10 protein-coding genes are annotated in these 10,612 nt (G+C 72.6%); 6 read left to right on the forward strand and 4 right to left on the reverse strand.

Going from position 1 to position 10,612, the window contains the following annotated elements:
- Positions 1–140: 140 nt before the first annotated feature.
- Positions 141–524 carry a cold-shock protein gene (locus tag G6045_RS42250; RefSeq protein WP_165336322.1) on the reverse strand — a complete coding sequence of 128 codons (384 nt, stop codon included), beginning with the start codon at positions 522–524 and terminating at the stop codon, positions 141–143.
- Between the two features lie 169 nt (positions 525–693).
- Here G6045_RS42250 and G6045_RS35445 point away from each other — a divergent pair, with 169 nt between their 5' ends.
- Complete coding sequence (locus G6045_RS35445; protein WP_165336323.1) at positions 694–933, forward strand: hypothetical protein; 240 nt, start codon at positions 694–696, stop codon at positions 931–933.
- Here G6045_RS35445 and G6045_RS35450 read toward each other — a convergent pair.
- A complete protein-coding gene (locus G6045_RS35450; protein WP_165336324.1) occupies positions 909–1,547 on the reverse strand; it encodes an HAD family hydrolase in 639 nt (212 codons plus the stop codon). The two genes, G6045_RS35445 and G6045_RS35450, sit on opposite strands and share 25 nt — an antisense overlap.
- A 128-nt stretch (positions 1,548–1,675) precedes the next feature.
- On the opposite strand from G6045_RS35450, the gene G6045_RS35455 reads away from it, so the two are divergent.
- From G6045_RS35455 to G6045_RS35465, 3 genes are read left to right on the forward strand one after another with little or no spacing between them, the layout of a single operon-like run.
- Complete coding sequence (locus G6045_RS35455) at positions 1,676–2,707, forward strand: FecCD family ABC transporter permease (RefSeq protein ID WP_165336325.1); 1,032 nt, start codon at positions 1,676–1,678, stop codon at positions 2,705–2,707.
- Positions 2,704–3,783 carry a FecCD family ABC transporter permease gene (locus G6045_RS35460; RefSeq protein ID WP_328708021.1) on the forward strand — a complete coding sequence of 360 codons (1,080 nt, stop codon included), beginning with the start codon at positions 2,704–2,706 and terminating at the stop codon, positions 3,781–3,783. Before G6045_RS35455 ends, G6045_RS35460 begins: the two co-directional genes overlap by 4 nt.
- Positions 3,784–3,811: 28 nt before the next feature.
- A complete protein-coding gene (locus tag G6045_RS35465; RefSeq protein WP_165336326.1) occupies positions 3,812–4,603 on the forward strand; it encodes an ABC transporter ATP-binding protein in 792 nt (263 codons plus the stop codon).
- Between the two features lie 9 nt (positions 4,604–4,612).
- Here the strand turns inward: G6045_RS35465 and G6045_RS35470 are convergent, their stop codons facing one another.
- Both G6045_RS35470 and G6045_RS35475 read right to left on the reverse strand, forming a co-directional pair.
- On the reverse strand, positions 4,613–7,033 hold the full coding sequence (locus G6045_RS35470) for a helicase-associated domain-containing protein (RefSeq protein ID WP_165336327.1): 2,421 nt from the start codon (positions 7,031–7,033) through the stop codon (positions 4,613–4,615).
- A 95-nt stretch (positions 7,034–7,128) separates the two neighbouring features.
- Entirely contained in the window at positions 7,129–8,058 is a 930-nt protein-coding gene (locus tag G6045_RS35475; RefSeq protein WP_165336328.1) for an aldo/keto reductase, read from the reverse strand.
- 123 nt (positions 8,059–8,181) lie between these two features.
- Here G6045_RS35475 and G6045_RS35480 point away from each other — a divergent pair, with 123 nt between their 5' ends.
- Positions 8,182–9,159 carry an ArsR/SmtB family transcription factor gene (locus G6045_RS35480; protein ID WP_165336331.1) on the forward strand — a complete coding sequence of 326 codons (978 nt, stop codon included), beginning with the start codon at positions 8,182–8,184 and terminating at the stop codon, positions 9,157–9,159.
- 164 nt (positions 9,160–9,323) lie between these two features.
- The gene (locus G6045_RS35485; protein WP_165336329.1) at positions 9,324–10,388 is read left to right on the forward strand and encodes a hypothetical protein; all 1,065 of its coding nucleotides are present in this window, start codon (positions 9,324–9,326) and stop codon (positions 10,386–10,388) included.
- The last annotated feature ends 224 nt before the right edge of the window (positions 10,389–10,612 follow it).

The following is a 10,612-nucleotide window of genomic DNA, read 5'->3' on the forward strand; positions in this document are numbered from 1 at the left end:
GGTCTTCAAACGGTCATCGACATGCACGTACAGTGCCGTCAAGAGGGTGTCTAAATCGGTCGTCACAACCCGATGTTGGACACCCTCCCCTCGTCTGAGAACCCCGAAATCGGAACTACTCGTCTAGCTCGTCGTACGTCTCAGACGTCCAGCTGGTCCGCCACCGCCCGCAGCATCCCGGCGATCTTCCCGCCGTGCGCCTTGTCGGGGTAACGGCCGCGCTCCAGCTGCTGCGTGACGTTCTCGAGCAGCGTCGTCAGATCCTGCACGATCGACGCGAGCTCATCGGGCTTGCGGCGGGTGGCCGCGGCGACCGATGGTGTCGGGTCGAGCAGGGTCACGGAAAGGGCCTGGTCACCGCGCTGTCCGGCGACCACGCCGAACTCCACGCGCTGGCCGGGCTTCAGGGCGTCGACTCCGGCAGGCAGCACGGAAGAGTGAACGAAGACGTCGCCGCCGTCATCGCGGGAGAGGAAGCCGAAGCCCTTCTCGCTGTTGAACCACTTGACCTTGCCGGTAGGCATGCCTGTCCGCCCTCGTCCTCTTACTCTCGCCCGCATGAAACGGATCCGGATAGCACTGCGGCGGGCCGTGTGACCCGCCGACACCAAGACTATGGGCAACCGCGCGCCTGACAACCCTGCTTTACGCAGCACCCGACGGCCCCTGTCCGCAGGGAACTACCCTGGTCGGGTGAGCAACACACCTTCCGGGCCCGGCGACCGGCTCGTACGCATCGGTGCCATCGTCTTCCTCATCGGGACGGTGGCCACTTTGGCCACAGTCGCCCCCTTGTTCCTGGGTACGGATCCGTTCCCGCCGGTCGCGTATGCCGTCTGCATGCTGATGGGCGTGGGGTTCGCGATCGCCGGTGCGGGTGTCCTGAAATCGATCGCGGTGCAGCGTCGTCAGGCGCGCGCGGTCGCCGAGTAGGACGCCAGCCAGGCCGGGAACGCGGTCAGGTCGTCGAGCACCACGTCGGCGCCCTCGGCGCGCAGCTCGTCCGCCGAGCACGGTCCCGTCGGCACGGCCACCGACAGCGCGCCCGCCGTGCGCGCACCCCGGACGTCGCCCAGGTGGTCGCCCACGTACACCGAGGCGCCGTACTCCTTGAGCGCCTCGGCCTTGGCCTCCGCCCAGAGCCAGCCGATCACCGCGTCCGGTTCGATGCCGAGGTGCTCGAGGTGGAGCTTGGCGTTGGGCTCGTGCTTGGCCGTGACGACGATCGCGCGGCCGCCGGCGGCGCGGACCGCGGCGACGGCCTCACGGGCGCCCGGCATCGCGGGGGTCGGGGCGATGGCGTATGTGGGGTACATCTCACGGTAGCGATCGGCGACCGCGGGGATCTCGTCCGCCGGGAACCAGTGCGCCAGCTCCTGGTCGAGGGGCGGACCGAGCCGGGTGACCGCGAGATCGGCGTCGATGGGTACGCCCGTCTCGGCGGAGAGCGCCTCATAGCAGGCCTTGATCCCGGGCCGGGAGTCGATCAGGGTCATGTCGAGGTCGAAGCCGACGGTCAGGGTCTTGTGAGGCGCGTTCGAGATCATGTGACCAGTGTGGACGGACGGCTGCGATGACGGCAGAGGCGGATGGCCCGGGCCCCGGTCCTAGACTTAGGGCAACCTGAGCTCCGACGATCACGCGGCATCACGCCCGTACCGCAGAAAAGGGTCCGATGCCGACCGCCGCCCCCGCCTCCACGGCGCACCGCACGTTCGCGGTCAGACGTCTCGCCCTGACCGGGGCGGCGCTCGTCGCCCTGCTGCTCGCCGTGCTGCTCTCGCTCGCCGTCGGTGCCCGGCCGATCGCCCCGTCCGCCGTCATCGACGCGCTCTTCAACGGCGGGCACAGCGACGCCGCCGAGGTCGTACGGGAGTTGCGGGTGCCGCGCACGATGATCGGCCTGATGGTGGGCGCCGCGCTCGCCCTGGCCGGCACCGCGCTTCAGGGCATCACGCGCAATCCGATCGCCGACCCCGGGATCCTCGGGATCAGTCAGGGCGCCTCGGTCGCGGTGGTGATCGCCATCGCGTACGCGGGGATCCACACGCTCACCGGATATGTCTGGTTCGCGTTCGCGGGCGCCGGGATCGCCTCGGTCGCCGTGTACGCGATCGCGTCCAGCGGGCGCGGGGGCGCGACGCCGGTGAAGCTGGCGCTCGGGGGTGCGGCGATCAACGCGCTGCTGGTGTCGGTGACGATGGCGGTGCTCACCACCAAGGCGTCGGCGCTCGACGAGTTCCGGTTCTGGCAGGTCGGGTCGATCGCGGGGCGCGGCTCGGATGTGGTCGGTCAAGTGTGGCCGTTCCTGCTCGTCGGCGTGGTGCTCGTCTTCTCGGTGGCCCGCGGTCTGGACGCGCTCGCGCTCGGCGAGGACGTCGCCAAGGGGCTCGGGCAGCGGGTCGCGACGGTACGGATCGTCGGCGGGGTCGGGGCGACCGTGCTGACCGGGGTCGGGGTCGCGGCGGCCGGGCCGATCGCGTTCATCGGGCTCGCGGTGCCGCATATCGCCCGGGCGGTCGTGGGCTCGGACCATCGCTGGGTGCTGCCGATGGCGGCGCTGATCGGGCCCGTGATGCTGCTTGTGTCGGATGTGATCGGGCGGGTGGTCTTCCCGCCGTCGGAGGTGCCGGCGGGTGTGATGACCGCGTTGATCGGGGTGCCGTTCCTGGTGGCGCTCGTGCGGCGGAAGACGGTGGCTGCGTGAGTACGGTCAAGGACCGTGTGCCGGCCTCTGTGGCGGTGCGTCCCGCGGGCTACAGCGTGCTGCGGGCCGGCCATGCCCGCTTCCTGGTGCACCGGCGTGCGGTCGCCGTCGCGTCGGTGCTGCTCGTGCTCCTGGCCGCGTCCTGTGTCGCGTACCTCTGTGTCGGTGAGGCCTTCGTCTCTCCTGCCGAGGTGGTGAAGGTGCTGCTCGGCCGGTCCTCGCCGGACGAACTGGTCGTCGAGGAGCTGCGGTTGCCACGGCTCGTCGTGGGCCTGCTCGTGGGCCTGGCCTTCGGCGTCGCGGGCGCGCTGATCCAGACCGTCGCGCGCAATCCGCTCGCGAGCCCCGACGTGATCGGGATCAGCCAGGGCGCAAGCGCGCTCACCGTGGCCTCGATGACGCTGGGCATCACCTCGTACAGCGTGCTGCCGTATCTGTCGGTGGCCGGTGGGCTGCTGGCCGCCGCGCTCGTCTATCTCTTCGCGTGGCGGGGCGGGCTGCACGCGACCCGCTTCGTCCTCATCGGCATCGGCTTCGCGATCGCGCTGCGCTCGATCACCACGCTCTTCATGACGAAGGGCGACTATCTGGTCGCCCAGCAGGCGCAGATCTGGATGACGGGCTCCCTCAACGGCCGCGGCTGGCCCGAGGCGGAGGTGCTCGCACCGATCCTGCTGGTGCTCGTCCCGGCGCTCGCGTGGGCCGCGCGGGCCCAGCGCACGGTCTCGCTCGACGACGACACGGCGACCGCTCTGGGGGTTCGTCTGGGACGCGTACGGCTTGGTCTGGTCGCGCTCGGAGTGGTGCTCGCGGCGGTGGCGACGGGGGCCGCGGGGCCGGTGGACTTCGTAGCGCTGCTCGCTCCGCAGATCGCCCGCCGGATGACCCGTACCGCGCAGATCCCGCTGCTGAGCAGCGCGTTGACGGGCGCGGTGATCGTGGTCCTCGCGGATCTGCTCGCGCGCCGGCTCTTCTCGCCGACCGAACTGCCCGTGGGCGTCCTGACCGCGGCGGTCGGTGCCCCGTACCTGATCTGGCTGATCATCCGCAGCCGTAGCGTCGGAGGAACGTCGTGACCGCCCTGAACGCTTGTGGAGGAACCTCGTGAGCCGGCTCAGCACCCAGGCGCTCACCCTCGCCTACGAGGACCGTACGGTCGTCGAGGAGCTCGACCTCGCGGTCCCCGACGGCGAGGTCACGGTGATCGTCGGACCGAACGCCTGCGGCAAGTCGACGACGCTGCGGGCCCTCGGGCGGCTTCTGAAGCCCAAGTCGGGCTCGGTGCTCCTGGACGGCGCGGAGCTGGCGAAGCTGCCCACCAAGCGCATCGCCCAGCAGATCGGCCTGCTTCCGCAGACGCCGGTCGCTCCCGAGGCGATCACGGTCGCCGACCTGGTCTCGCGCGGCCGCCAGCCGCATCAGCACTGGTGGCAGCAGTGGTCCGACGAGGACGAGCGGGCCGTGTCGGAGGCGATGGCCCGCACCGACGTCGCCGACCTCGCGGAACGCTCCGTGGACGAGCTCTCCGGCGGCCAGCGCCAGCGGGTGTGGATCGCGATGGCGCTCGCCCAGGAGACGGAGCTGCTGCTCCTCGACGAGCCGACCACGTATCTGGACATCTCCCACCAGGTGGAAGTCCTGGACCTGGTCCGCCAGTTGAACCACGACAAGGGCCGCACGGTCGTGGTCGTCCTGCACGACCTCAACCAGGCCGCCCGCTACGCCGACCACCTGGTGGCCATGAAGGCGGGCAGGGTGGTCGCCGCGGGCCCTCCGTCGGAGGTCGTCACGGCCTCGCTCGTACGCGAGGTCTTCGGCCTGGACTGCGTGATCGTCCCGGACCCGGTGACGGGGTCACCGCTGGTGGTGCCGGGGGCGCCCTGGAAGGCGGCGTAGGACCGGGGCTCAGTCCTCCGCCAGCTCCGCCACCCCGGTGATGCGGTGCAGTGGATACGTGCGGACCTCGTCCGCCGTGTGGTCGTAGCCCGTCACGAAGCCGCCCTCGACGCGGACCGGGGCGATCACGCGCTGGCTCGCGGCGCCCTCCGCGTTCACGTAGCCGATCCACAGGGCGTCACCCGTCATCACCGCCGCCTGCATCGTGGCCAGCGTCTCCGCCGCTGTCGTACGCGGGAGTTGGCCGTTGTCCGCCGCGGCCGGGGCCGTCTTGCGCGGGGTCGTCGAGGCGGTGTCCCCCGCGCGGATCGCCCGTACCGCCGCGCCGAGCAGCGTGGCGTCCGGGGACGGAGGGCCGTCCGGGACAGGGTCGGGTGCCGTGCGGGGCGGGGTGCGGTGGGAGTGGGCGCGGGTGATCAGGACGTCGCCGTCGGCCGATTCGGCGGCCGGTGCGAAACCCATCGAGCGCAGGCCTTCGAGCAGCGTGCCCGGGTCCGCCTGCGCGGCGAGGACCGTGGGGGACAGGCGGCGGAGTCTGAGGCCCTGGGAGCGTTTGTCGGCGAGGATCTCGCCGAGTACGGACTCGTCGTCGCAGCGGACGTAGGCGGAGGCGGCGCCGATCCTCAAGTGGCCGTGTTTACGGGCCACATCGTCGATCAGATACGAGAGCGGCTGCGGGACCGGCGTACGACTGTGGGCCGTGAGGAAGGCCTGGAGGTCGGAGGCGGACTTGCCCGCGTCGAGCGCACGGCGGACCGAACCCGCCGTGAACCGGTAGACCGTCGCGCCGCCCTTGGACTCCACGTCCGCGAGCACGCTGAGCATGTCGGCGAGCGGGCGCTCGAGCGGGCCGGGGGCCACGGCGGTCAGGTCGGCCTGGAGCAGGACGTGGTCGAGCGGGTCGGGCAGCAGCGGCGCGAGCCCGGCCTGGACGAGGGAGGGGTCCTCGGCGAGCAGCGCACGGCCGTGCGAGGAGAGCGCGCCCCGTCCCGTGACGCCCAGCAACTCGGCCTCGGTGAGCGTCCATTGGGCGAGCCGTGAGCGCAGATCGCCCTCGCCCGCGGCGCCCCGCAACGGGCGCTCCCACCGCAGCCGTTCCAGGATGGCCGCCTGCGTCGGCGCCCCGCCCTCCGGCAGCGCGGCGAGCAGGTCGAGGACCCGGCGGCGCACCTCGGGGGCGGCCGAGCGGTCCAGATGCGGGCCGAGGACGGAAAGGACCCGGTCCTTGGAGTCCCGCGAGCCCGCCACACCGGCGGTGCGGGTCGCCACCAGCCAGGCCGATGCCAGCACGCTCCAGCGCTCGACGGCGGGCCGCTCCAGCCACGCGTCGTACGCGGGGGTCGCCGCGTACCGCTCGTCCGCCGCTCCGTCGGAGGCCACCAGGCCCGCCGCGTAGGCGAGTTCGACCCAGAACGCCGCGACGGGTTCGGATACGTCGAGGGCGACCGCGGTGCGCTTGAGGTCGCGCACGCTCAGACCGCCGGCCCGCAGCACCGTCGGACCGCCCTCGTCCCAGTCCTTGAGCAGCTCCTCGACGGTGGCGAGCGCCGTGTACGCCTGCCCGGCCGCCGTCGCGTCGACCACCCGGCCGCTGTGCGTCGACGCCGCCTCGACCGGCGGCGGCAGCGGCCTCGGCTCGCGGTGCGCGCGCCCGCCGCGCAGATGCAGCGCCGCCTCACGCGGCAGTACGACCGTGCCGGGCGCGGTGGGCAGCAGCAGTCCCCGGTCGAGCAGCCAGCGCACATGGGCCGCGGGCTGTGCGGTGACCTGCCCGTACGGCGGCCCCCACGTCAGCCGGCCGAGGACTTCGAGGGCCTCGACGGGAGCTTCGTCGAGCAGCGCGCTCATCCTCGTACGGTCGTGGAAGAGATCCGTGAGAGCCCTGACCGCCGACACCGGATCGTGGGTCGCCGGCAGACCTGCCGCCGTGAGCAGCTGCTGCACCCGGCCCGGCGACATCCCCGCCGTCGTCTCGCCGACGGTCGGACCGAGACCGGTCGGCGAGGGGTGGCCGGGGCTCGGCACGAGCAGCTCACGGGCGGTGCGCACCAGGCGGAGGCGGTCGTCGCCGCCCCACACGACGGCCTGTTCGCGCAGGGTCCCCAGGGCCACGGGCAGCGCGCTCTCGATGTCCGCGTGGCGCTCCCCGTCCCCCGTGAGCAGCGCCTTGAGCTGGTCGTACGTGGCCGGATCCGGTGCGACCGCCAGTGCTTCGGCGGTCTGCAGCGCGAACGTGTCGAGCCGCTCCAGGGCCCGGACGACCGAGGCACGGGTGCCGGCCCGGGTCGCGAGCTGGGTCAGGTCGTTGGGCACCGGATTGAGCAGGTCGGCGCGCGCCCGCAGCAAGGCGCCGAGCGACGCGTCGTCGCGCTGCCTCAGCTCTTCGGCCAGGGTCCGCGGGGTGGCGCCGGCCGTGCTCTCGGTACTCATCCGACCCACGGTAGTGGGTACGGGGCGGCTCGGGCCGTGCTCGCCGCCCTGAGGACCCGTGAACAATCCCCCTGCGCCGGACCGGTCCCTGGACCTCACCGGTCCACGGAGTCCAGCGCGGCGAGTTCGTCCCCGGACAACCGCAGGGAGCCGGCGGCCACGTTCTCGGCGAGGTGGTCCGGATCGCCGGTGCCGGGGATGGCGAGGACGTGGGCGCCTTGGTGAAGGGTCCACGCCAGCCGGATCTGTGCCGCGCTCACCTGCCGGGCGCGGGCGACGGCGTGCACCTCGCCGCTGTCGGCGGCACTGGCTCCGGACTCGCCGCTGTCGGCGACGCTCGCTCCGGCCTCGCGGGCGCTGCCGGCGATCGAGTAGAACGGCACGAAGGCGATGCCCTGTTCACCGCAGAGATCCACCAGCTCCCTCTCCTGCGGTGAGGCGCCGATGCCGTACATGTTCTGCACACAGACCACGGGCGCGATGGCCTGCGCCTCGGCGAGCTGGTGCCGGTGGATGTTGGACAGGCCCAGGTGCCGGATGAGGCCGGCCTCGCGCAACTCGGCGAGTGCGCCGAAGCGTTCGGCGATCGAGTCGGTGCCGACGATACGGAGGTTCACCACATCGAGGTGGTCGCGGCCGAGCTGGCGCAGGTTCTCCTCGACCTGGCCGCGGAGCTGTTCGGGAGTGGCGTGCGGCAGCCACCGGCCCGAGGGGTCGCGGCCCGGGCCGACCTTGGTGGCGATGACGAGGCCGTCGGGGTAGGGGGCGAGCGCCCGGTTGATCAACTCGTTGGCGCTGCGCAGGGAGGAGAAGTAGAAAGCGGCGGTGTCCAGGTGGTTCACGCCGAGCTCCACCGCGCGGCGCAGCACGGCGAGCGCCTGGTCGCGGTCACGCGGGGCCGCGCCGGGTGCGAACGCCGCGCCGGTCTGGGCCAGGCGCATCGTGCCGAAGCCGATCCGGTTGACCGTGAGGTCGCCGAGCTTCCAGGTACCCGCTGCCGCGGCGTCGATCGTGGGTGAGGTCATGGCGGGATGGTGTCCGCCCCGTAGGCTGGGCCGCCATTGATTCATGTATCCCTTAATCGATCGGGATCTTCTGATCGATCGGGATCTTCGAGAACCCGCGGACGGGCGGTCCTCTTGGCAGAGCTGGCGTTCTCGGCGAGTGATCTGGCGCAGGTGCGGTTCGCCGTCTCGCCGATGTGGGAGGTGACGCCCGGCTTCCGGCTGCTGCGCTCCGGCGCGGCACATCCGCTGCACCGCTCCTGGGCCGAACAGGTGCGGCCGCGCCTGGAGGCCGCCGGGCTGCATCGCGGCTGGCTCGGCGAGCTGATTCCGCCCACCGGTTACGTCCCCGACTTCCTCAACCCCGCCCCGACCGGGCCCTGTCCCGCCCCGGAGACGGAGTGGGCGGCGATACGGGCCTCGTCCGCCGAGCGGGTACGCGCGGACCTGGACCATCTGGCCCGTCACCAGGGCGGACTCGGCCCCCGCCTTCGCCTCCTGTACGCCGATCCCGAGGCCCGCCTCGCGAAAGTCACGGACGAGCTCGAGGCGTACTGGGAGCTGGCGTTGGCCCCGTACTGGGCGAGGATCCGGGCCGTCCTCGACGCCGACGTCTTCCACCGGGCCCGTACGGTCGCCGAGCACGGCGCGAGCCACCTCTTCAACGCCCTGCATCCTTCGCTGACTTGGAGTCCCGGAGAGCTGCGGCTCGCCGGCCGCAAGCAGCCGCTGACCCGCGAGACGGCGGGCAACGGGCTGCTGTTGATCCCCTCGGTGTTCACCGGGCCCAGGCTGCACACCCGCGTCACATGGCCCGATCCGCCGCAGATCTCCTATCCGGCGCGCGGCGTCGGCACGTTGTGGCAGGCGCGGCGCGCCACCCGGGCGGATGCGCTCGCCGCGGTGTTCGGCCGCTCGCGGGCCCTGCTCCTGACCGAGTTGGAGGCCCCGGCCTCCACGACACAGCTGGCCCTGCGCACCGGTCTGTCACCGGCCGGGGTCTCCCAGTGCCTCACCGCCCTGCGCGACGCCGGCCTGGTCAGCACGCATCGCGCGGGGCGCTCCGTCCTCTACGCGCGCACCGCCGCGGCCGAGACCGTCCTGAACGCCGCGTCCGCCTGACACTTGGCCGCGCCCGCGCTTACCGCGCGGTACCGTCGAAGCTCCGGATCGCGGCAAGAGGGCGGATCCGGAAGGGACTTGGGCCCCTAAGTGGAGTGCCCGGTTCCGGAAGGCGGCGGGTTCCGGAGAGCGGCGGTTCCGGGGAGTGGCGACAGGGGTGTTCGGTGGCGATCGAGAGCGATCAGCTCGTCTTCGACTATCTGAGCCGGGTCGGCGACCTGGCCCAGCAGCGACAGCTGTCCTCCAACGCCCGGATGCGCCTGGTCACCGAGTTGCGCGCGGAGATCGAGAAGCGGCGGGGCCGGGCCATCGGCGGCGAGTCCCCCGCGTCGGTACGCCGGATGCTCGACCGGATCGGCGCACCCGAGGATCTGGTGGACAAGGCGGCGGCCGGCGAGGGACTCGACCTGCCGCCGGACGTGGAGTTGCCGAGCCAGCGGACGCGCATACGGCGCTTCGGCGGGCGAACGGCGCCGGCCGGCGGCTCGCCCCCGGCGTCCGACGAGTCCGGTACGGGGCGTCGGCCCGGCCTGCGCAAGACGCTCCCCCGCCCCCGTGAGCCCGAGGAGGCCGACGCACCGCAGCGGCCCGTCGCCTCGCCGCCGCATCTCGCGGGCGAGGACGAGTTGGGGCCGAGCGGTTCGGAGCCGGACTGGTGGCGGGTGGACACGACCCCGTTCGGGCCGTCGGACAGCGTGCCCGGCTTCACGGGCGGAATCGAGATCCCGGAAATACTGAAGCCGCCTCCGAAGGTGGAGGAACGGCTGAAGAAGGTCCCCGTTCCGGTGGAGGACGAGGAAGACGACGAGGCCGACGACATCGTCGAGGTGCCCGTCCGGCGCCGCCTGCCCCGGCTGCGGCGTGCGCCGGCCGAACGCTCGCTGAGCTTCAGCAATCCGCTGCTCCTGATCGCCGCCGTGCTGCTCGTGGTGGGTGCGGTGATGGGCAGCATCATTCCGCTGGTGGCGGGGTGGGGCATCGCGTACGCCTCGCGCCGCCTCACCCCGAACGAGGCGAAGCTCGCGGTCCTTTGGGTGCCGGGGCTCGCCCTCGCGTCCGGGATGGTGTGGCTGTGGGGCCGCGTCGAGGGCCGCTGGGGCGAGCCGGTCGCGGACGAGGCGATGGGCCAGGCGGTCTCGGAGACCTGGCCTTGGGTGGTGCGGGGGGCGGCGGTCGCCTCGGCCCTGTTCCTGGTGTGGCGTTCACAGCGCGGTGCTCGCGGGGAGTAGGGGGCCAGGGCCCGCCGTCGCGCGGGGCGCGGATGCGACGCACACCCTCACCGGCCCGCAGCCGCGTGACGTCTGGGCAGATCCCCCACCCACCCGCAGCAGCGTGACGTCTGGGCGGATCCCCCACCGGCCCGCAGCCGCGGAACCGGCGGAAGGGACGGGGAGGGGTGCCAGTTACACGGGCGCCCCCGTCGGAGACGGCAACCCTTCACGGGAACGGTGCC

Source organism: Streptomyces mesophilus (assembly GCF_011044995.1).
In the GTDB taxonomy this organism is placed as follows: domain Bacteria; phylum Actinomycetota; class Actinomycetes; order Streptomycetales; family Streptomycetaceae; genus Streptomyces; species Streptomyces mesophilus.

Coding starts and splice junctions, on each gene's coding strand:
- G6045_RS35455 (WP_165336325.1), top strand. CDS start 1,676: ATGCCGACCGCCGCCCCCGCCTCCACGGCGCACCGCACGTTCGCGGTC.
- G6045_RS35450 (WP_165336324.1), bottom strand. CDS start 1,547: ATGATCTCGAACGCGCCTCACAAGACCCTGACCGTCGGCTTCGACCTC.
- G6045_RS42250 (WP_165336322.1), bottom strand. CDS start 524: ATGCCTACCGGCAAGGTCAAGTGGTTCAACAGCGAGAAGGGCTTCGGC.
- G6045_RS35470 (WP_165336327.1), bottom strand. CDS start 7,033: ATGAGTACCGAGAGCACGGCCGGCGCCACCCCGCGGACCCTGGCCGAA.
- G6045_RS35475 (WP_165336328.1), bottom strand. CDS start 8,058: ATGACCTCACCCACGATCGACGCCGCGGCAGCGGGTACCTGGAAGCTC.